The organism is Bacillus sp. EB01 (genome assembly GCF_000613125.1).
Taxonomy (GTDB): domain Bacteria; phylum Bacillota; class Bacilli; order Bacillales; family Cytobacillaceae; genus Bacillus_D.
On the sequence record NZ_HG964497.1, the window covers coordinates 1,623,298 to 1,646,743 of the forward strand.

The window sequence follows — 23,446 nt, forward strand, 5'->3', positions numbered from 1 at the left end:
AAATAAGTGCATCTTGAATAAAGCTAGCTCCACCTTCAGAATAAATTCATAAATGACTATATAAAAAAGACCAAGCCAGGTAAGGGAATCCCTACCTGGTTTAGTCATTTAACATTACTTCACTACTGTCCTCGTTGCCTTACCCACATTCCCCGCTCGATCCTTTGCAGTAACATACAATGCCGTATTCCGCTTCTGTGCCGGAATAGTAACTTTATACTTTCCATATCGGTCAGTTGTTGCTTTACCAATCACTTTTGTTCCAACCTTGATTGTCACAACGGAATAGGCTTCGGCTGTTCCGGTTACCGTCTTGGATCCGCTTTTTACAGTGTTAACCTTCGGAACCGCGGGAGGTGTCTTATCAATAGTGAATTTGACAGTTATTTTATTGCCAGCAGAGTCAGTTACGACGAGCGTGTATGCTTTTGCTGTTTTAACGACAGTTCCACTCTTGAAGGCTACTCCATTCAAGGTCGCTTTACCTTCGTTAAAATAAATCCGGACTTCTTTATTGTAAAAAGCGTTGTTGGCAACACCAGTTACCTTCGGGGCCGTTTTGTCGATTGTGAATTTCACGGTGGTCTTGTTTCCGGCTGCATCGGTTACGACCAATGTATAAACCTTTGCAGTCTTTACCACCGTACCGCTTGTGAAAGCTACTCCGTTCAAAGTCGCCTTTCCTTCATTGAAGGAGACTTTAACATCCTTGTTATAAAAAGCATTGTTCGTGACACCCGTTACCTTTGGTGCAGTTTTATCAATCGTGAACTTAACAGTTGTTTTATTGCCGGCCAAGTCAGTAACTACTAGAGTATAAACTCCTGGATTTTTCACAACCGATCCACTTTTAAAAGCAACCCCGTTCAATGTTGCTCTACCTTCTTCAAAGGTAATCTTAACATCCTTATTATAGTAGGCGTTGTTTGTAACACCGGTTATCTTTGGAGCCGTTTTATCAATTGTAAACTTAACGGTAGTTGCATTTCCTGCCTTATCAGTAACAACGAGCGTATAGATTCCAGCCGCTGTTACTTTTGTACCACTTGTAAAAGCAGCACCATTTAGTGTCGCTGTTCCTTCATTAAAGACTGGAGTTACTTCTTTGTTATAGTAGCCATTGTTTTCAACACCAGTTACAACTGGAAATGTTTTATCGACAGAAAACTCAATTGTAGTTTTATTACCAGCCTTGTCAGTAACCACAAGTGTGTAAGACCCATCTGCCTTAACAGTTGTACCACTAGTAATGACGGAGCCATTAAGTGTAGCCGTTCCTTCATTGGACGTTGGCGTAACGTCTTGGTTATAGATGCTATCAGCTTTTACTCCAAATATTACGGGTGCTGTTTTATCAATAGTAAACTTTACTGTAGTTTTATTACCGGCTTGATCAGTTACAACCAAGGTGTAATCTCCCTCAGCTTCAACTACATCTCCACTAGAATAATGGACTTTATTCAAAGTAGCCGTTCCTTCATTAAAGGTAGCTGTTACATCCTTATTGTAACTCGTATTATCTTTAACACCTGATACGACTGGAGCAGTTTTATCTATTCCGAACTTGGCTGTTGTTGAGTTTCCAGCTTTATCTGTAACAACAAGAGTGTAAGCCCCCTCGGAACTAATAACTTCTCCCCTCGAAAAAGACGATCCATTTAAGGTGGCAGTTCCTTCATTAAAGGCTGGAACTACTTCTGATGTATAAACTCTGTTATTCTCAACCCCTGATATAATTGGTGCCGTTTTGTCGATGGTAAACTTAATAGTTGTATTATTGCCAGCTGTATCTGTTACAACTAGGTCGTAGTCCCCTTCTACTTTAACTATCTCTCCACTTTTGAAAGGCGCTCCATTTAGAGTGGCTGTACCTTCCTCGAAAGTTGGTATCACATCCTTATTGTAGCTGACATCATTCTGAACCCCCGAGACCACTGGCGCTTGGAGGTCAATACTGAACTCAACCGTTGTTTTGTTACTAGCCTTATCCGTTACAACCAAGGTGTATATTCCATCCATATTAACAACAGTTCCACTTATAAAGTTTTCACCATTAAGAGTCCCTGCTCCTTCATTAAAATGTATAACTAAATCTCTATTATAAATTCCATTATCTGTTACTCCATAAATGATTGGAGCTGTTACATCGATAACGGTAATCACTACTGGTTCACTATCATTAATACCATCAGTTGCTGTTAAAGTAATTTTTCTCTCCGCCATTTGCCGTGATATTTGAATGCGGAATTTCCCTTCATCATCAGCAATCGTACTAAGTGTTTCATTTTCAATCATAGCGGTGACTAACGCCTCTGCTTCGGTAGTACCAACAATAAACGTATCTTGGTCTGTAACAGCATTTACATGTACAATAGGTCTAGTTTTATCCTTTACCAAAACTGTGGTTCCATCATTCTGATTTCCGGAGTTGTCAATGGAAAACACAGTTACCAAGGTTTCTTTATGCTGGGGACTAATTTGAATAGAAAACTTTCCGTCCCCTTCTGCAAAGGCTTCTCCTATAATTTTTCCATTTGCATAAGCGACCACATTGTCATAAGGATCCGTTTCTCCAATAATTACAGTGTCACTGTCCCCAATGTCACTCACAATAGGATTTGGCGGTGGAGTCTTGTCTTCTACAAGAATTGTTACACCTTGACTTTCATTTCCAGAAGTATCTGTAGCTGTTATCATTAAAGCGGTTCCTGCGCGTTGAATCGGAATATAGACTATAAAGTCTCCATTTTGGTCGGTCTCCGCACTAGCTAAGATATTTTCTCCATCCAGCACTTTTACAGTTGAACCTGGTTCAGATGTCCCAGAGATACTTGTTGAGTGATCTGATATATTAATAACTACCGGAACACTAGGAGGAACAACATCTTTTACGACAATAAAATCCCCATTTTCCAGTTTATGATCAGAAAAGATATAACTATATGTTAGGCCGGATGCATATAAGTCGAACCTATTAGTTGAATACTGACCTAATTCAAATTCACTATTGATTTTGAGGCTTCCTTCAAAAAATCCGGTTTGGTTATTAAAATAAAGGTAAAAATATTTGGTTTTATTTGTCAGAGGCTCACTATACCAAAGCAGGATATAGCGAATTCCTTCATTGTCATTTACTTTCATTTTAAGATTTACCGTTTCACCTGCAGTTACTTCCTTCTTATCAATACTTAAGCTGCTGTAAAATCCCATTCCACTTGTACCAGTTATAGTGAAATTACCATCCTTTAAATATTCTGACTGGTCAAAGCTAATTATATTATCGCTCTTATAAACATCAAGTCTGGTAAAAGTGTATTCCCCCGGTTCCGAAATGGACTGGATGGGAATACTCCCCTCAAAGAAGCCTGATTCAGAATTGTAATTGAGTTTTACATAAATTGAATTATTACTAATTGGCATAACATACAAAGCATTAATATAATTAATCCCTTTTGCATCGGAAACCTTCACACTAATTTTTACACTATTGCCAGAAACAGCTTCCTTTTTATCGACACTAATGCTTTTAATAAAATCTTCGGTATTTGTACCGTTTACATTAAAATTTCCGTCTGTAAAGAATGTAGATTCAAAAATATTGGTAGTATAACCATCTAGATAGAATGTAATTCTGTTTAATTGATATTCTCCGATTTCTGATGTTGATTGTATTGGAATAATACCTTCAAACAAACCTGTTTCAACATTGTAATATAGAGTAACGTACGTAGTACTTTTTGTGATAGGTGAGATATACCAGGCAACAATATAATTTACATCCGTTACATCCTCTAAGCCTATACTCAATTCAATTGAATCTCCAACAGTAACCTCTTTTTTATTTACATTTAAAACTTTCAATACGGGCTCTTTTAAATCTGACGCTAATGTATTATTTACAGGGATAGTGCTTATGAATAATATTATCGCAGCTATGAGAAAAAACAGTTTCTTTTTCAATGGAATATGCTCTCCCTAATGTTATAAAACAAATATAGTTGGCTAATAAAAGCATCACAAATTTGTTCTATAGATTACTAGGGGTCTTAACTGGAAAGGTATTTTCAGTTTAGACCCCTGGATTTAAACTATTTCACTACGGTTTTCGTCGCCTTGCTCACATTCCCAGCCCGATCCTTTGCAGTAACATACAATGCCGTGTTCCGCTTCTGTGCCGGAATTGTAACTTTATACTTTCCATAACGGTCAGTTGTCGCTTTACCAATTACTTTTGTACCAACCTTAATTGTTACAACGGAATAGGCTTCCGCTGTTCCGGTTACCGTCTTGGATCCGCTTTTTACAGCGTTAACCTTCGGAGCCGCGGGAGGTGTCCTATCAATTGTGAATTTGACCGTTGTTTTATTGCCAGCAGAATCAGTCACGACGAGCGTGTATGCTTTTGCTGTTTTAACGACAGTACCACTCTTAAAGGCTACTCCATTCAAGGTCGCTTTACCTTCGTTAAAATAAACACGGACATCTTTATTGTAGTAAGCGTTGTTGGCAACACCGGTTACCTTTGGAGCCGCTTTGTCGATTGTGAATTTCACCGTGGTCTTGTTGCCCGCCGCATCAGTTACAACCAATGTATAAACCTTTGCAGCCTTCACCACGTTGCCACTAACGAAAGTTACTCCGTTTAAAGTTGCCTTACCTTCATTGAAGGTCACTTTAACATCCCTGTTATAAAAACCATTGTTCGTTACACCGGTTACTTTTGGGACCGTCTTATCAATTGTGAACTTCACAGTAGTCTTGTTGCCGGCCAAGTCAGTAACTACTAGAGTATAAACTCCTGGATTTTTCACAACCGCTCCGCTTTTAAAAGCAGCCCCGTTCAATGTTGCGGCCCCTTCATTAAAGAGAACTGTTATATCTCTATTATAATAGGCGTTGTTTGTAACACCGGTCACCTTTGGTGCAGTTTTATCAATTGTAAACTTTACGGTAGATGTATTTCCTGCCTTATCAGTAACAACCAGAGTGTAAGCCCCGTCGGAACTAATGACTTTACCTTTCGAAAAAGCTGACCCATTCAAGGTAGCAGTTCCTTCGTTAAATGTAGGTGTTACCTCTGATTTATAAACTTTATTATTCTCAACTCCTGATATTACTGGTGCTGATTTGTCGATAGTAAACTTAACGGTTGTTTTATTGCCAGCACCATCAGTTACAACCAGAGTGTAATCTCCCTCTGCTTTAATTACCTCACCACTCTTAAAAGGTGAACCATTAAGGGTAGCTGTTCCTTCTTCAAATGTCGGTGTTACATCCTTATTATAGCTGGCACTATTCTCAACCCCGGAAACAAGTGGCGCGTTTAGGTCGATAATGAATTTGACAGTCGATTGATTTCCAGCCTTATCCGTTACAACCAAAGTGTATGTTCCATCAACTTTAATAGCTGTTCCACTCTCAAAGTTCTCACCGTTGAGGGTTGCAGTCCCTTCATTAAAGGCCGGTGTGATTGCACTGGTATAAGTTTTGTTATTTTCTACTCCTGTAATAACTGGGGCAATTTTATCAACAGTAAATTTCACAGTTGTTTTATTCCCCGCCCTATCGGTTACAACAAGTGTATAGAATCCATCCAGCTTAATCTCGGTTCCGCTAGTAAAGCTTATTCCATTAAGACTAGTAACTCCTTCATTAAACGACGGAGTGACATTTGTATTATAGTGTGTATCATTTTCGATACCTGTTACAACTGGAGCAATCTTATCGATCGTAAAGGTAATAGTCGTTTTATTGCCAGCTGAGTCAGTTACAATTAGGGTGTACGCCCCCTCGACGCTAACCACATTCCCACTTTTAAAAGCAACACCGTTTAAAGTAGCCGTTCCTTCCGTAAAGGAAGGTATAACATCGGTATTATAGTAGGTATTATTTTTAATACCTGAAACAACCGGAGCTGTTTTATCGATGGCAAATTTAACAATAGTTTTATTGCCAGCCAAGTCTGTTACAACTAACGTATATGAACCTTCATCCTTAATGACAGTACCACTCTTATAAGCCGAACCATTAAGAGCAGCATTTCCTTCGTTAAAGGTTGGGGTCACATCGACACGATAACTGCTGTTATTTACTACACCCATTACTTTTGGTGGGGTTTTATCAATAGTAAATTTAACGGTAGTTTGATTCCCAGTGTCATCAGTAACAACTAAAATATACGTACCTTCTGACTTAATAACAGTTCCCCACTCATAGGTTTCTCCGTTCAATGTCGCTGTTCCTTCATTGAAGGATATAGATACATCCTTATTGTAAAAAGAACCATCGGTAACACCTTCAACAACAGGAGGCGTTACATCTAGTACGGTAACCACGACTGGCTGACTCGTATTCCTACCATCAGAGACGGTGACGCTAATCCTTTCTCCAGCGGCTTGCTTTGGAATTTGCAGCTCAAATTTACCATCTGAATTAGCTGTTGTTGTATAAATAGTCCCTTTTATATCGGCACTTACAGTTGCATCAATTTCTGTCGTCCCAGTAATTGCAAGAGATTGATCAGTAATAGGATCAAGACTAATGGACGGAGCCGTTGCATCTTGTACTACGATTTCCGTAGCACTACTTTGATTCCCTGCAACATCTCGTGCATAGATAAACAAAGGAGTTCCTGCGTCTTGCTTAGGAATTTCTATACTAAAAGCACCGTTATCATCTGCAGTACTACTTCCAAGAACCGTTCCATCTTTATGAATTTCAATTGTTGCTCCAGTTTCAGTATAACCAGTCACCTTTGTATCTTTGTCCGTAACTTCGTTTACACTCGGATTGCTTGGTGCAGTACCATCCTTAACTGTAATTGTTGTTCCTTCGCTTGTATTTCCAGAGCTATCAGTTGCCGTCACTGTTAATTCAGTTCCAGCAGGTTGCTGAGGAATATAGACATAATACCAACCATGCCAGTATGCGTAATTGCTGCCTATTTCCACGCCATTAGCTTCTACTTTTACTAGAGAATTTCCTTCGGCATAACCAGTTATAGTTGATGAGGAGTCGTATACCTCTTCCACGGAAACCTTACCAGGAGGAGTTACATCACTAACAATAACCGTGGTAGCCTGGCTTTCATTCCCACTTGCATCAGTGGCTGTTATATATATTTCTGTATGAGCGACTTGTCTTGGAATATAGATTGAATAGTACCCATAATTGTCAGCTGTCCCTGAGCCAATCGTATTTCCATTCACCTTGGCCGTAACGGTTGAATTTGCTTCAGCGTTGCCATAAATGTAATTAGAATATTCGTCTACCGTGGAGACTGAAGGCGAACTCGGAGGCGTGACATCTCTTTCATTCACGTAAAAGTCAAAAGCAGACAAATCCTGGCCCCAGTATGGGTACACATTGTAGTTCCATATATTGGTGGAGTTCCCGTAAGTATCATTTAAATAGATAAATTGAACTTTCCAACTTCCTATAGAATGATACTGAGTCCAAAATCCAGGTACCTCTGCTTTATAATAATTGCCGTACCAGTGTGTAAATATTTCTGTATGTGAATAACCAAGAGGGGTTTTGAAGTTTGCTTTAACTTCCGATACCCCTGAAGCATCTTCAACTTCTGCAATTAATGTTACTGGATCACCTGAAAAGACATCATTATCTTCTACTGTTATAGACTTCAAGGTTGGAGGATTCTCCTCCGGAATGAAAGTGAAATCTCCACCATCCAGACTCCTTGTACTATAGTTGTATGCACTATAATCATATTCAACCGTAGAGTTACCTTGATTATCTGTCAGACGAACCGATTCAAGTTCATACTTACCATATCCGTAATTTTGTAAAATAGAAGCATACATGGTCACTTGAAATTGGTTGTTACCTATATAGGTTGCATTTGTACCTAATCCGCCACCATTTGGTAATGAATATTGTACGGATACACTTTCTATACTCCCCAATTGATCTTCGGCATCCAGCGTTAGTATAATGCTTTGGTCAGGAGCTAATTTTGTATTACTGACTGAAGCACCCTTAAGCTCCGGTCCTATAGTATCCGATGCAAAAACAGTGTAATTCCCTTCATCTAATTCATATTTTCCGCCTTCATCCTTATCAAAATATACTCTAAAACCACCACTATAAAAATATTGAGTAATATTTGCGACGGTTAATGTACCTACATCAGAATAATTTGTATATGCATAACCATAGAAAGTAGATTCTGATACGTTATTTCTTGAAAGTCTAACTTGCATATAACTGCCAGAAGGCAACTTATAACTTACGGTCATATATTGGACCCCGGTATAGCTACCCCCTATATAACCAATTCCATTATTATTTTTGATAGTCACTCTTACTTCCTGGAGATTAGGTACAAGGATATTCTTCTTTTCAACAGAAATTGTATCAACAACATTGGAGCCGTCATCATTAGATATTGATGCTTTAACCGGAATGTTACTAAAGCAAGTAAACAAAATACAAAAGGCAGTCAGCAATACTAGTAATCTCTTTTTAATAAAAATTCCCCCATAGAACCATAAATTAATTGTATTATTTCCGTATTTCGTGACCATAACCTATCCCTAAAAGCCGCATAAACATATCCCAACATATCAATAAAAAACATGTTAATTCTTCTAATCCTGTTGCCTCCTATTTTAAAAACTCACAGTATAATAGCATCAATATTTTACCATGAAAAACCCAGTTTTTTACTGATATTATTAAATTTTTTTGTCTTCTGTTTCTCTTTTTAGGCTGCCATTTACAACAAAAATGGTTCCCAAAGATAGGGGTCTATTTTTGTATCAAAATAATAAAGGTAAATATTTCTTTTTACTCTTTTCCAAATGAACGAAAAATTAAATTTGGTGTAAGAGGATTTAGGCGGTACTGATTTGTATCAGTATATTGATATTTTGAACGGGGGTCTTAAGGTAGATTTGCTCGAGGATATCAATAGAGGCTTCCAGTGCATTTTTGTTTCGGATAATCCCAGCATATATAATTGTAATTGTTTGCAGACTCCCTTTTTAATAGGGGTAGTCCCCTTGTTAGCTTTAATTCTACAAACATTGACAAATTATTACTAAACGATATAGCCACTACTTCAAATTTTTGGTACTCTAGTAGGAGCAATCAGAAAAACGTAGGAGAAAAATGAGAACAGAAAAGAAGAAGAAAAAACGTTGGGTTCGCATCCTATTTATTTCCTTTTTCGTCTTGGCATTAGCTGTTGGCACATATACTTTTATCGTTTATGAATCTTTAACCGCTGCTGTAGATAGAATGCATGATCCGATTGACCGAGACAAATCTCCCAAAAGGACCGACCAAGTAACCTTTGAAAACCAAGAACCTTTTTCTGTACTTCTACTTGGTGTTGATGAGAGACAAGGAGACAGAGGTCGTTCAGATACAATCATTGTCCTAACGGTAAATCCAAAGCAAAAGTCAGTTAAAATGCTAAGCATACCAAGGGATACTAGAACTGATATAATAGGTCATGGAACAGTGGATAAAATCAACCATGCTTATGCCTTTGGTGGAGTAAAAATGTCAATGGACACTATAGAAAGTTTTCTCGATATCCCTATACATTACTATGCTCAAATCAATATGGAAGGTTTTAAGGATATTGTGGACGCTGTTGGAGGAGTTACAGTTACAAACTCTTTTGAATTCACTTCGGGAGGAGAAACATTCCCTAAAGGGCAAATCACCCTCGATGGTGATTCAGCATTAAAGTTTGCAAGAATGAGGTATAATGACCCAAGAGGTGATTTTGGGCGCCAAAATAGGCAGCGAAACATTATTCAGGCTGTAATAAAAGAAGGGGCTTCCCTCTCATCACTAACTAACTTCGGTGATATATTTAACGCACTGGGCAAAAATGTCCGAACTAACTTAAGCTTTGATCAAATGATGGATATTTAGAAAAATTATAAGCCTGTGGTTGGTAATGTTCAGCAGCTAGAAATAAAAGGTGAAGGAACAAAAATAAACAAAATTTATTATTATGTTGTTCCAGAAAGTGAAATAAAAAACATCCAAACTGATTTAAAATCACATTTAGAAATTTAATACTTTGTGAAGATAAAAGGCGGCCATGAATTTGGCCGCCTTAAAAATTCCGCCTGACAATTGGTGCTGAGGAATAATTATTTTTGGTTGTAATACTCCACATACCAATCCGCAAACTTCTGCAACCCTTCTTCAATAGAAGTTTTCGGTTTAAACCCAACAGCTTTTTGGAGTTCATCTGTAGAAGCATATGTTGCCGGAACATCCCCGGGCTTGATTGGTTCAAACATCTTTTCAAAGACAACTTCCCTGCCAAGTGCTTTGCCTAAGCATTTTTCTAGTGTTTCAATGAAAACCATTAGTTTCTCTGGGTTATTGTTCCCGATGTTAAAGACTTTGTGTTGAACATCACCAACAGGTGGATTGCTTAACAAACGTTCAATTCCCTCTACAATATCATCGACATAGGTAAAGTCACGATACAGATCGTTTTCAAAGTCGCCATTGTTAAAGATTTTAATTGGCTCTCCAGCAAAATACTTATCTGCAAAGCCAAAGTAAGCCATGTCTGGCCTTCCCATCGGACCATATACGGTAAAGAACCTAAGCCCTGTTGCTGGAATCTTATAGAGGTGGCTGTAAGTATAAGCCATCAATTCATTAGATTTCTTCGTAGCAGCATATAAAGACACTGGGGTATCAACAAAATCAGTTTCTTCAAAAGGTACCTTTTTATTAGCCCCATATACAGAACTAGATGAAGCATATACTAGATGATCAACCGGATAGTGTCTGCATGCCTCCAGTATATTGTAAAAGCCAATAATATTACTCTGGATGTACACGTCAGGATTTTCGATAGAATATCTAACACCCGCCTGGGCGGCTAAATTAACCACGATGTTAGGTTTTTGCCCTTCAAAAATCTCGGTGATAAGCCCTTTGTCTGCAATATCTCCCTTAATAAAAGTAAAGTTTTCATAAGGTTCTAGTTGATGTAAACGGGCATACTTAAGGTTTACGTCATAGTAATCATTTATATTATCCAATCCGATTACCTTGCAGCCTCGGTCTAATAGTTTCATAGAAAGATAATATCCAATAAACCCAGCTGCTCCGGTAATTAGGTAGACTTTATTAGTATCTAACTGATTGTAGGTCAAGTTCCTTCGACTCCTTTGTACCCTTCCTGCTAGTTGAAGCTCGTCCAATAGAATGATACTCAACCCCAACTTCTCGCATATCGTTTACACTATAAATATTCCGCCCATCGTAAACAAGCGGAGTTCTCATTAACTCCTTATAATCTTCAGGAGTTACTGCTTTGACTTCCCCCCACTCAGTGAAGATAAAACAAACATTTGCTCCTTCTAATGCTGCTTCAGGACTATCTACATACGTAATAGTTCCTCTTCCATTTTGACCCTCAGGATATACTTTTGAGAAATTCTTAGCACCTACAGGATCAAAAGCAAAGATATCTGCCCCTTGTTCTAGCAACAGTGGAACATTTTCAAGGGAGGCCGCTTCCCTTAAATCATCTGTCCCAGGCTTAAATGTAAGACCAAGCACTGCAACCTTAAGTCCATTAAAGGTAATAAGTCGTTTCCTAGCTTTCTTGTATAACATTGTTTTTTGATCTTTATTAACATCAATTGCAGCTTTTACAGTTTTAAGCTCGTATCCATTTTGTTTAGCAATATATTCAAGTGCTTTTGTATCTTTAGGGAAGCAAGACCCCCCAAAACCGATACCAGCATTAAGGAATTTGCTGCCAATACGTTCATCAAAGCTCATTCCTTTGGCTACATCCTGGATATCGGCACCAACTAATTCACATAGATTAGCAACATCGTTCATGTAAGAGATTTTAAGTGCAAGAAAATCATTAGAGGCATACTTGATCATCTCAGCAGATCTTCTATTAACAGAAACAATTGGCAAATGGAACGGTTCATAGATTTCCATTAGTCTTTGTTCTGCCCATTTGCTTTCTGTACCGATAACAACCCTTTCAGCATAAAGAGTATCGTGTACTGCAGAACCTTGAGCAAGAAACTCTGGATTAGAAGCTACTTCAACACGTACATCATTAACTAAAAAGTCTTTAATAAATTGTTCTACTTTATCATTTGTACCAACTGGAACTGTGGATTTAACAACGACTAAACAATCTTTTTCTATTGATTCGGCAATTTGTCTCGCAACAGTAGCAATATATGAAAGATTCGCAGAACCATCGGATTGTTCCGGAGTACCAACGCCAATAAAAATAGCATCTGCATCTTTATAGGCTGTCTTATAATCTGTTGTATAATCAATTCTTCCTGCAGAGTAATTTTTTTTCATTAACTCCTCTAAACCGGCTTCATATATAGGAGAGATACCAGATTTCATTAGTTTAACTTTACTCTCATCAATATCTACACAGGTAACAAAATGTCCAACTTCTGCAAAACAAGCACCCGCAACCAATCCTACATACCCAGTTCCTGCAACTGCTATTTTATTCATAGATAGAAACTCCTTATTAGATATTAAACCTTTAAATGACATTCTGGTTAGCAAACACAGTAAAGTGAAAACACTTACTTAACTCGTATAACCTCTATTTTTGTTTTTTTAAAGATAAAAAGATGTAGTAATCTAGTAATGAATATTAATGTTAGGATTGGATAAGGACTAGTGGATTCATTATTGATCCAGTTTTGAGCCTTTGAGGAGAACTTTGCTTTACCTATCCTAAATCCTTTCAGATATCTCAACAATCTACTGCTACCTTTATTAAAGACTGAACCACAATTAGGTAATACATTATCTTGGTGGGCTTTTGCCCATCTAATTCGATCCATAATAGGATTTTGACCATGAAATTCTTTATTTGGGAATTTAAAAACAGCACCTATAATAAACTTATCCTGACATCCTGTGAAAATAGTTTTCCTAAATTCTATATTCATTTCATTTCTCATTAATTTTACAACTCTTTGGTCACTATCTATATATGTTACACTTTCCACGAAGTCATATATAGATTGATTAACTTGTCGCCCCTGACCTGCATTCATGGCCAGTGCCCCACCTATGGTTGCTGGTACTGAAGCTAAATAGTAAAAAGAGTCAAGTGATCTTTTATAGCAGTAGCTAAGCACCTCAGAAACTAAGACATTAGATGATATTTCATATAGGTTCTCTTTCTCTGAAATACAGTTAATTTCCTTTTTTAAGTTGTTTTTTAATACCAATGTTTTTACATTTTTCCTAGTAAATAAGGTATTTGAGCCATTTCCTAAAAAGAAAAGCTTTTTCTTATTTTTTTTAGCCCAATCAATATAAAAAATATAATCTTCTATAGATTCAATTTCACCATAATATTGGAAATAGTGTTGGGTTCGATACCTCGATAAGGTATCAGTTTTTTTACTGATAATTTTGCTATTCATATCTTTAAATCCCCCTTCCTTATTCAGCCTTAATTAGTACTTTTTTTGGGAGTTAAAATAAGATTTTTCTCATCCTTATTTAAACCAAACAACCACATTAATAACACATACATTATAGTTATGAGTACTGCTTTTATAAGCAGACCCAACCATCCCAACACCTGAAGGTTATTTAATATGTTTCCAAATAACAATAGAAGCGGAATAATTACTATATAACCTTTTGAAACACTAGAAAAAAACTTTCTTATATCTATACCAATTTTTTTAGAATAGTATATGTTAATGATTAGAATATTACCGATTATTAGCGAAATGAAAGTACCAGTTGTTGCTCCATATATTCCAAATAAGGAAGTTAAGGGAATACTAATTGCTATATTTAATATTGCAGTAAAGACATAGGCTATTGCTCTAAAACGGTGCATCTTCTTAGCTTGTAGGATCGATACACCAACAGTTTGAATCATTGGGATTGTTACAGGGACCATTAAAATCAGAGTAACAAAGTAGGCTTCTAAAAATTCTTCCCCAGCCCAAAGTCGAATAAATTCCTTACCTATTGATACAAAGCAAATAAAAAATAACCCCAGAAGAAAAAGTTGCATCCTTCCAGTTCTAATCATCAATTTAGTTAGATCTTCCTTTGAAGCATTTTGACTAACCAATTGCGTTGCCCTTGGTAAAAATATTCCTGATACAACTGTGGCAAATTGCATATAATAGAGAACCAATTGCATAGCAATTGCATAAATACCGACTTTAACAGTGTCTTCGTATATACCAAGAATAGTATGTCCTAGCTTCCAGTAAATTTGGTCAACCATTACAGCGAGAAAAACAAAGAAAGAATAAGAAAAAATTTCTTTCAATAATACTCTATCAAAATAAAAGATATTGATTTTTACTTTTAATATAAACAAGACATAAAAAACCTTTATTAAAAGTAGCGTTAAATTCAAAATTGTATCTACTACAACAATAGAAACTACTCCAAAACCGTTTAACAAAAGAGTAACCAGAATTATCGGTCTTATTATAAGCCTAATAGTTTCAAATGAATTTAATGCTAAAAATTTTTCCATACCGCGCATAATTGAGCCAGCAGAATTTAAAGGTAATGAAACGGCAATATTTATTACTAAGAGGCTAAACATAACTTTCGCTCTTTCAAGTTGACCCTCGGTTAATGATGAAGAAAAAATCATTTCTATGTTTATATAGAACAATAACCCTATTAATAAGACCAATAAAGACATTGCAGTATAAATTAAAATACAAAGACCTAGGAAATTTTCTTGGTCTCTCATTTTATTCATACTTTGGTACTTAGCTACATACCTAACTATCGTGCTGCCAATCCCAAAATCTAGAATACTCATATAACCTACAAAAGCTCCGATTAACATATATAGTCCATATTCAGAAGCTCCAAGATTCCTTATTAAAAAAGGAACCATTAATAAGCCAATCAAGATATGAAGTACTAAATTAAGGTATGATGTAATAATTCCTATCTTTCTTTCATTTGAAGAATTTGCACTTAGAAATCTATATAATATTTTCATAGTTTTTCCTTTTTGTTATATTCGAGCACAATATACTCTTGCTTATCTTTATTTTAAATCAGCATTCAGATGCCTTTTTAAAAAACTCTTCGACTCGTTTACTTGATCAAATAGCCTTTTCTGCACTAGTGGGTAATTAATTTCCTCATTTGAGAAATGTTTTGAATCTAAAAACCTTGATCCCAAACCAACTGATTCTATTAAACTTGAAATCCTGGAATTTAACTTTGAATGTTTTACAATGGAGAAGTCCTTTTGAAAAATCAAAGAAAAAGCAGTTCCATGAAATGAATTCGTACAAATATAAGAAGCTCTTGCTAAAGCATATATAAATTCTGCCGGACCAAAACTTTCAATCTTCTTTCCGTTAAAATTCTGGTGAGAGGGAGATATAAATATAGCTGTACATTTCTTTTCCAATGCTATTTGTTTTGTATGCTCTATAAGATCTTCAGAGTACTCCATCATATAGCATAAAACAAAATTTTGAGGTAAATTTGTTTTTCGTGCAATCTTAAACCATTCTTCTTTATCTAATAAAAATACAGGGTCTAGCACATGTTCAGCATTAATGTTGAAATTTTCCTTGAGATGATCCTTTAAAGATCTTTCCCTAACTGAAATTGCATCAAAGTAAGGCAAAAAGCTAGTAAAATACTGTCTTTCTAATTCATTTGGTTCTTGTTTACCTAAACTGGCCGCATATGAAATTTTCTTCCCTTCACTAACGAAATGAAAAAAATATGCTTTTGATTTATTAGAAATCTCTGTGTTCCACACTTGATCACTACCTACAATATATGCATCATATTTAGGTTTGCTTTTTAAAATCTGCTCATCCCCTATAAATATAGTGTTTGAGATGTTGAAATAACTTTTTCTAAACGATGTAAACCTTTTACTTTTTATTCTATTATTAATAAATGTCTTAAAGTTTAAAATTTTCTTTATCTTTTTTCTTACTACGTTTTCTTTTTTAAAGTTTTGACTTACCAGATGACTTTTAGGGCGGTAATTTATAATTTCTGTTTGAAACCCCTGTTTTGCTAAATATTTTTGTAGTGCATATGCTTGTAAAACCGCACCATAATTATTCGCTTGATGGTAAGTTAGTGTGCCTATTTTCATATTTTTCTCCTCTATATAAAGTGGATATTTTATTGGAATACTCCTTAATATCAAAAGAATGAAGTTTAGTCACATCCAATTTCAAATTATGTTTGCCAGCCAGAATATCCGAAACCTTACCTGCCCAAACCATTTTATTTAAAGGGAGATAGATACATAATCCACAATCAACCAATTTTGGGACAGATTCCGAAACTAAACAAGGTAATTCCATAGATTGTGCTTCCAATAATGAGATCCCAAACCCTTCATGCAGTGAAGGAAACATAAATAAACTTGAATTCTGAAGTATCTCTTTTATATTTGAGTCTGAAGGTAAAAATTCTACATGTTTTTCAAGTCCTAATGAGAGTACTTTACTCTCAACTAATTCTCTATATTCGTCACCATAACCAACTAATTGGAGTTTTACATTTGAGTATTCTCCTAAAATAATTGGTAATATTTCTATTAAAAAAAGTTGGTTCTTATTTTTTGTGAATTTTCCAATATGAACTATACGTTGGTCTTGGTCATTATTATATGGATTAATTTCAACTTTTCTTTTAAAAAATGATGTATCTATAGGATTTGGAATTAATAAAGTTTTTACATCAGTTCCGAAGGTACTTACACTTGCTTCTAAAGAACATCCTATTTTTATGTTACTAACCCTGTTGGTTAATTTCTGTAAAAATTTCTTATAGTAATATGCAATTGGGTTATTTTTGGATATACCTAAATTGGACGTGTGAGCATGACTAATTCGAACTTTCACACCAGCAAAATAAGCAGCTAGATTACAAATTCCACTTTCTAATTCATTATGACAGTGAATTGCATCATATGGACCGTGCTCTTTCAAAATTTTATAAGTCCCTTTAAGTATTCTTATAAATCTAATATAGTAATCAAGTTTTTTTCTTAGATTATTTCTTCCCTCATAATTTGGTAACCTATATATTTTCCCACCAAGACTCTGAAACTCTTCATCATAATACCTTTTCTCTTTTGTAAATAGTATTATGTCAGACTTTCCGGTAAAAGTCCGACATGTGTTCATAATTACCGACTGAACACCACCATTCCCCAACCCTTCACAAGAAACATGTAGAACTTTCATTGTCACTTCTCACTTCTCTTTTGAATTATGCCGCTTATTAAAAGCTCTCTATGAGCCTCACACTCAATAAAATTTTGAATGGCAAGCATTTGACTTTTTTTATACTTATTTTTTAAAATTTTCCCATTGAATAATTTTCTGTCTAAGCGTGACATCCACTTTCCAGTACCGCTAAAACTTCTCAAGTAAGCGTCTATATTTTTTCGGGCGAATTCCTCATATTTACTCTCTATTATTCCGTCTTCAATTATTTCTCTTGACCGATTCTCAAAATCATTCAATATTTTAGTTGCTTCTTTATCTATAGCTAAACGTATAGATTCTTGCTTCTTAACAAATGGAATATAATCTATATTAATTCCGAAATTGTCAATTTCCAATTGAATTAATAAACTCGTCTTCCAGAACTCACTATCAGAGTTATCAAAAATAAAATTCCCTTGGCCGTAAACTATCGTTGCCTGATTATAAACCTCATAACATCCAATTGAGTGACTGTGTTGACAAATTACTATATCCGCTCCCTTTTCAACCATTTTACGGCAAACCTTCTGCAAGTAAGGTGAGGGATAGCGATAGTGCTCTTTACCTCCATGATAAAGAACAATTACATAATCACATTTATTTTTTAGTTCTCTGATATGGTCTAGACTTTCTAATGGATCAAATGGATTAGCACCTGGTTTTTCTTTTGAAGCTAAAGTAAATTCACTTTCTGTACACGCATATACACCAATTTTGAAACCTTGTCTCTCAAAAATAAAAGGTTTGTAAGAATCAGCTAAGTTATTGCCTATCCCCACATAAGGAATCTTATTCTTCTCAAAACATTCTTGAGTTGAGTTTAGCCCTGAAATGCCTTGATCTAATATGTGATTGTTTGCCAATGAGATTAGTGAAGGTTCTAGTTTCAGTATTCCATTAATAGTTGAAGTTGGAGCTATAAGGTTTGGTCCATTTTTATCTATTGGGTCCTTTATATTTGTAAGGGGGACCTCTAAATTAAATATTCTAAAATCAGCAGATTTCCATATTTGAAGTAAGTCTTTGCCAAGTAAATTATCCACATTGCCACTATTAAATTCATCTAGGTTAGAATTAGTTGGCACTAAATCGCCACCTATAATTATCTTCATCATTTCCTCCTAATACTTAGTAGGCAACTTTAACCAACTACCTAATAAATGATCATAAGATTCCGGACTGAATTTTTCATAACCAGATCCCGGAAAAAATGTTAACTCTCCGAAATATAGCCGATCGTTAGTTTCATAAAAATCAACTCTCACAAAAGGAATATCCTTTGACAATTTTTGTGCAAATTCAATCATTTGGTTATAATGCTTTGGCTTAGGTGTTACCTTGGTACTGTTGGGATAATGTCTTTTAAAGGGCATTTTTTCCCAATCTAAATTATAGAAATCGATATTTAAACCTTCTGAAGAATTTCTATTAAGACATACAAATGAACACTTTACCTCTCCATTAAAACACATAAATTTATAATCCAATAATTCTTTTCCATTTTCTTGGGTTAAGTATTCCTCACAAATAATTTTGGGCTTAATATCTTTGTAAGGCCACTCTCTGTGTACCAAATAATATCTTTTTCTCAACCAAGAGTTAATTTCTTTTTTCAGTTTTAAAAAATCAATTTTAGATTTATCTTTACAAATAAATACATCTCCAGAAGTATGATTGGGCTTTAATACAAACTGTTTAGGCAGAGCATCAAAGTTAATTTCTTCAAAGGAATCATATATACCTATAATTGGTACTAAATATTCATTACCAACTACACTACTTATGTGTTCCCTAACTTTGATCTTATCTACTAAATCTGTATATAAGGGGTTGCGATTATAAAGCTTTAACCATTGTAGTTTTTCGTTAAAAGATTTCGGATTAGATAAATTAAGCCTATTGCCTGTAAAGTTTTTATATTGAAGCTTTAAATAAGATTTGTCTGGAATAAAAGTTTGTATTATGGGCAAGTGCCAAACCTTTGACAATATTTTACGAGCAGTATATGAAGTATTTAACTCTTGCAATTTAATTCCCCTTTTAAAGATTAAATGTTTTATACTCCTAACTAGATCTTTTGTACTTTATTTGTCCGTAACCACACAAAACAAAAACAAAGAGCAAGATATATATACGATCAAAATAAGAAACAAATCCATAGTCTAAAATTAATAAGATTAATAATATTACGAATAGTAATTTATTTATAAAGTCTTTATTTTGATTTAAAAACAACCTCACTAATATTATTAATCTAATAAAATAATAAAATATAAGTGAAGGTATTCCTCCTGATATTAATATTTCAATGTAGTTATTATGCGAATATGTCCCATATGATCCTGGGAAATGTCTGAAAGTATCTAATCCGTATCCGGTCCATGGTCTTAATTTGAAATACTCCCACCCTAATTCAACAAATAAATTTCTAGTTTTAGCTGAACCCTCTTCTATCTCTTCACCAGAAAACATGCTAATTAATGCTTCCATTCTATAACCAATAATGTTATAGAAAACAGGCATTTTCATAACAACAAGATAAAAAGTAATAGCAGCAAGGGATGCAAAAAAAATATTTTTTATTCTACTTTTAGGATTCAACATAAATAATAGAAGTATAGTACCAAAAACAACTAAAAATAGTCCTTTTCGAGAGCCCGTGAGAAGAACAATTAAACTAAACCAAACTAGAAAAAATAAATCACAATTATTTTTAAGTTTGTTATATTTATAAAGATAAATTAAATATGAAATACCACTTATTAAGGCAATTGTATTTGCATTATACCTGACATATTGTCCAAAGATAGTTAAACTAATATCCCAACCCAGTCTACCTGAAAAAATTTGATCAATTGATACGAAAACAATAACTAATGAAAAAATCATTCCTACTCTTGCAAAAATGATAAGGCTCTTTTCCAAATAATCATTTATCAGAACAAAATTATAAAATAAAAGGGTAAAAATAAAATTAATAATTAGTGTAGTGGCCATAGATAAGCTTGTGTTTTGATTAATTGAGATTCCCATAAAAGAAACAAATAAACTTTGGGCAATAAAAAGGAAAGAAAAAATGAAATATATATTAAAATAGAATTTTTTTTTTGTTAAAATCACAAGTACAATAAACCCACAAAATAATAACATGAATAGTTGATTAATCAGTGTGTGTGGGAGGAAAACCTCACTTAGGAGGTATATAACAAATGTCAAATTTACAAATGATCTTAATAAGATATCTTGTTTCCTATTCATCGTTGCACCGCATGTTTTTATTACGTCCTTTGGCTATAATATCTTGCAAATAATTCACCCATTTTTGACTGACTATATTTGAATCAAATAAGTTTCTAATTTGTATTGCATTCCTACTAATTTTATCAGCTAATTCTTTTGAACTAGCTAACTCTTTCATCGCATTACTCATTGCATCAATATCATTTACCGGCACTAGTATACCATTAGCTCTGTCTTTAATAATCTCAGCAGGTCCGCCAGAGGGGCAATCAGTTGATATTACTGGTACACCTATAGCCATAGATTCTATAACAACGTTCGGCAAACCTTCGTAATTTGAACTTAGTACAAACATGGAAGCTCCGTTAATGTCCTCTAATAATTCGGAACTCCTTCCTGGAAAATTAAATGAACCAGCTGGTAAAAGTAAGGAAGCAAGACCAGTTAATTCGTTTCTTAAATTACCATCTCCATAAATAGTTAAAGAATATTCTGGGTGAGTTTCCCGAAATAAGGCAAAAGCCTTTATTAATAATGGAAAGTTTTTTTGATTATCAAATCGACCAGCACCTATAATTTCTTTTCGTCTCTCACCTTCCCAAGGGAGCGGTAAACGATTTAAATCTAATGGATTAGGTAATATTTTTCCTTTTTTTTGAATTTTCGCAGAAAAAAAGCTAGCTGCTTCTTTAGTTTGGAATATAATTCCGGATGCGAAAGGATAAAAAATTTTCCTTAATATTCTTGACTCCTTTTTCCATGGCATCACCCAAGGATTATTTCTTTCTGAGACAACTACGGGGATTTTTGTCCCTAACAATGCAGGAATAACATAAATTCCAATGTCTTCTGGTAATGATAAGACTATATCCGGTTTTACCCCTTTTACTAAATCTCTTAAAATTTTATATCTAAGCATTTTATCAAATAAAGAATTAATTGATTTCTTTCCTATAGGTAGAACCTTTACTTTCTCAGGGATATCATATAATACTTTTTCATTATCAATTGTAATTATAGTGGCTTGTATTCCCATGTTGTCTGCATATTTAACAAGTTCTGAAATAACTCGCTCAGCTCCACCCGCCCACATACTACGAGTTACAAAAGCTATTTTCAATAATAAAACTCCCTTTTTCTCTTTATATAATAAAAAAATTACAATGAGTTGATTAATTTGTTTATATCAATGAATCTTGATAACCCAAACGGCTCCTGGGAAGCTTCAATATGCTTTTGATTTTTTGCTGATTTAATATAAACAACCGAATTTAAAAGTGGATAATCTTTTGATGTAAAACATATTTTATTTTTCAAGGGCAAGTTATCAAATTCTATTAAATGTTGTTCTGTACATCCATTTTGATCATTAAACTTCACTAATAATTTATTTAAATTTACTCTATTGCATCTTCTAACCCATTTACGGAGCGCTTCTTCCTCGCTTTTATAATGCAGAAAGATAATTTCTATATCCTGAAGTTTGCCAATTGGGTATGTTCCAAATTTCTTATCAGTTTTTAGTTGTTCATAATACTTTGAATTATTAGGGTTAATAAATTCTAATTTTGAATTTAAATAATACCTCAAATTTGAAACAAACTTTAAAAAATCGTCTGCCATAAAATATAAACCTATAGTCGGACTATTATAGGGTAGTTCATAACTTTGATATATAAATCCTCCCCAACAATTATTTGATATGATAGTAAAATCTTTTCCCTTTACTATCTTCTTTCTATATTTGCATGTTTTTTCTATATATTTTTTTTTCACTCTAATTTTAAATCCTTCAAAACTAGGCATTAAATCACCCCTTAAAATTAACTTTTGATAACATTACTGTAATAGTTGTTATAAAGTTCCTTCATTTTTTGGGCATTTTCTTTTATACTAAACCCTGAACTTATTATTTTATTTTTAACTTGTTCTAAGATTAATGAACGGTCTTTAGGATTATTATTAACTATTATACTTGCCCACTCATTAGGTTTCTGATTTAAAGAAATAAACCTCACTAAGTCAGTTATTTCTACTTCATTAGAAACTGTATCTGCTACAAAGCATGGTAAACAAGCTGCTTGTGCTTCTATTAATGTTAATGGTAATCCTTCGAATCTTGAAGTCATTACAATCATATCCATTGCTTGCATTAAGTTTGGCACTTCAAAGGACTTTCCAACAAAGTATATAAATTCAGAAAGTCCCATTTCTTTTGTCTTTTGTTCAATATCATTTTTTAAAGCACCTTCACCTATTAACATTAATCTAAATTTAGGGTTAAGTTTATATAACTCTTTAAATACTTCTATTAAATAATCATGGTTTTTTTGATAATTAAAGTGACCAACGTGTCCAATTAAGATGTTGTCATCTTTAAGATTTAACTTCTGTCTATATTCTTCTCTAGTGTTTTTATTAAAAATATATTTAGATATATCAATACCATTATTAATAACTTCAAATGGTTTTTCTTTATAAAGCCATCTTCCCGCTTTAGTACCACAAGCAAAACCATGAGTATAATAGGAATCAAAAGAGTTTCGTAATAGAACATGAAATATTTTGTATTTTGTTTTACTGTTATGGCTATGGGGTATTCTTATAAGAACTCCACTTTTTTTGGCTGCATACATTTCTATTGCTAATGTGCAACTATTTCCGTGCGCATGTATTATATCGTATTTATTATTTTTGATTATTTTTATTAATTTATTGATATATCTAATGGGATTACGCATTCTGCCTTCAATTTTATATATTTGACTATTATATGATAAGATTTCTTCTTCCAATTCACTCCTAATGGTATTGGGAACCACAAAGTCAAATTGTATATCCGATTTATCCATTGCGCGAAAATAATTCAATATAACGTTTGTTATTCCATCCATATCAAATCGAGTAGTTGATATTATTAAAATCTTCATTATAACCCTCTCTAT

At 34.2% G+C, this 23,446-nt stretch carries 14 protein-coding genes and 1 pseudogene; 1 reads left to right on the top strand and 14 read right to left on the bottom strand.

Annotation, left to right across the window (positions count from 1 at the left end):
- Positions 1-114: 114 nt before the first annotated feature.
- Positions 115-3,960 (bottom strand): Ig-like domain-containing protein, encoded by a 3,846-nt coding sequence (locus TY16_RS07215; protein WP_043931157.1) that lies wholly within the window; start codon positions 3,958-3,960, stop codon positions 115-117.
- Between the two features lie 128 nt (positions 3,961-4,088).
- Entirely contained in the window at positions 4,089-8,546 is a 4,458-nt protein-coding gene (locus tag TY16_RS07220) for an Ig-like domain-containing protein (protein WP_043931158.1), read from the bottom strand.
- 586 nt (positions 8,547-9,132) lie between these two features.
- Between TY16_RS07220 and tagU the strand changes: the two are divergent.
- Positions 9,133-10,056 (top strand): annotated as a pseudogene (gene tagU, locus TY16_RS07225) (polyisoprenyl-teichoic acid--peptidoglycan teichoic acid transferase TagU).
- 77 nt (positions 10,057-10,133) lie between these two features.
- On the opposite strand, the gene TY16_RS07230 reads toward tagU, so the two are convergent.
- From TY16_RS07230 to TY16_RS07285, 12 genes are all read right to left on the bottom strand, one after another.
- Positions 10,134-11,159 (bottom strand): GDP-mannose 4,6-dehydratase, encoded by a 1,026-nt coding sequence (locus TY16_RS07230; protein ID WP_043931159.1) that lies wholly within the window; start codon positions 11,157-11,159, stop codon positions 10,134-10,136.
- Complete coding sequence (locus TY16_RS07235; RefSeq protein ID WP_043931160.1) at positions 11,134-12,510, bottom strand: UDP-glucose dehydrogenase family protein; 1,377 nt, start codon at positions 12,508-12,510, stop codon at positions 11,134-11,136. Before TY16_RS07235 ends, TY16_RS07230 begins: the two co-directional genes overlap by 26 nt.
- A 74-nt stretch (positions 12,511-12,584) precedes the next feature.
- The gene (locus TY16_RS07240; protein WP_043931161.1) at positions 12,585-13,439 is read right to left on the bottom strand and encodes an FAD-binding protein; all 855 of its coding nucleotides are present in this window, start codon (positions 13,437-13,439) and stop codon (positions 12,585-12,587) included.
- A 29-nt stretch (positions 13,440-13,468) separates the two neighbouring features.
- The gene (locus TY16_RS07245) at positions 13,469-15,007 is read right to left on the bottom strand and encodes an oligosaccharide flippase family protein (protein ID WP_043931162.1); all 1,539 of its coding nucleotides are present in this window, start codon (positions 15,005-15,007) and stop codon (positions 13,469-13,471) included.
- A 48-nt stretch (positions 15,008-15,055) separates the two neighbouring features.
- Positions 15,056-16,135 (bottom strand): polysaccharide pyruvyl transferase family protein, encoded by a 1,080-nt coding sequence (locus tag TY16_RS07250; RefSeq protein ID WP_043931163.1) that lies wholly within the window; start codon positions 16,133-16,135, stop codon positions 15,056-15,058.
- Positions 16,098-17,237 carry a glycosyltransferase gene (locus TY16_RS07255; RefSeq protein WP_043934573.1) on the bottom strand — a complete coding sequence of 380 codons (1,140 nt, stop codon included), beginning with the start codon at positions 17,235-17,237 and terminating at the stop codon, positions 16,098-16,100. The genes TY16_RS07250 and TY16_RS07255 overlap by 38 nt, the downstream gene beginning before the upstream one ends.
- Before the next feature lie 2 nt (positions 17,238-17,239).
- Positions 17,240-18,373, bottom strand: a complete 1,134-nt coding sequence (locus tag TY16_RS07260; protein ID WP_043931164.1) for a CapA family protein — start codon at positions 18,371-18,373, stop codon at positions 17,240-17,242.
- Between the two features lie 9 nt (positions 18,374-18,382).
- Positions 18,383-19,288: an ATP-grasp fold amidoligase family protein gene (locus tag TY16_RS07265; protein WP_231505579.1), complete on the bottom strand. Its 906-nt coding sequence runs from the start codon at positions 19,286-19,288 to the stop codon at positions 18,383-18,385.
- A 37-nt stretch (positions 19,289-19,325) separates the two neighbouring features.
- On the bottom strand, positions 19,326-20,381 hold the full coding sequence (locus TY16_RS07270) for an O-antigen ligase family protein (protein ID WP_197028368.1): 1,056 nt from the start codon (positions 20,379-20,381) through the stop codon (positions 19,326-19,328).
- A 130-nt stretch (positions 20,382-20,511) separates the two neighbouring features.
- The gene (locus TY16_RS27075; protein WP_043931166.1) at positions 20,512-21,621 is read right to left on the bottom strand and encodes a glycosyltransferase; all 1,110 of its coding nucleotides are present in this window, start codon (positions 21,619-21,621) and stop codon (positions 20,512-20,514) included.
- Between the two features lie 38 nt (positions 21,622-21,659).
- A complete protein-coding gene (locus tag TY16_RS07280; RefSeq protein ID WP_052342635.1) occupies positions 21,660-22,307 on the bottom strand; it encodes a DUF1919 domain-containing protein in 648 nt (215 codons plus the stop codon).
- 17 nt (positions 22,308-22,324) lie between these two features.
- A complete protein-coding gene (locus TY16_RS07285) occupies positions 22,325-23,431 on the bottom strand; it encodes a glycosyltransferase family 1 protein (RefSeq protein ID WP_052342636.1) in 1,107 nt (368 codons plus the stop codon).
- Positions 23,432-23,446 lie beyond the last annotated feature (15 nt).

Excerpts from the sequence above, each read along its gene's own strand:
- TY16_RS07280 (WP_052342635.1), bottom strand. The coding sequence starts at position 22,307 with ATGCCTAGTTTTGAAGGATTTAAAATTAGAGTGAAAAAAAAATATATA.
- TY16_RS07255 (WP_043934573.1), bottom strand. The coding sequence starts at position 17,237 with ATGAAAGTTCTACATGTTTCTTGTGAAGGGTTGGGGAATGGTGGTGTT.
- TY16_RS07245 (WP_043931162.1), bottom strand. The coding sequence starts at position 15,007 with ATGAAAATATTATATAGATTTCTAAGTGCAAATTCTTCAAATGAAAGA.
- TY16_RS07260 (WP_043931164.1), bottom strand. The coding sequence starts at position 18,373 with ATGAAGATAATTATAGGTGGCGATTTAGTGCCAACTAATTCTAACCTA.
- TY16_RS07240 (WP_043931161.1), bottom strand. The coding sequence starts at position 13,439 with ATGAATAGCAAAATTATCAGTAAAAAAACTGATACCTTATCGAGGTAT.
- TY16_RS07235 (WP_043931160.1), bottom strand. The coding sequence starts at position 12,510 with ATGAATAAAATAGCAGTTGCAGGAACTGGGTATGTAGGATTGGTTGCG.
- TY16_RS07250 (WP_043931163.1), bottom strand. The coding sequence starts at position 16,135 with ATGAAAATAGGCACACTAACTTACCATCAAGCGAATAATTATGGTGCG.
- TY16_RS07285 (WP_052342636.1), bottom strand. The coding sequence starts at position 23,431 with ATGAAGATTTTAATAATATCAACTACTCGATTTGATATGGATGGAATA.
- TY16_RS07220 (WP_043931158.1), bottom strand. The coding sequence starts at position 8,546 with ATGGTCACGAAATACGGAAATAATACAATTAATTTATGGTTCTATGGG.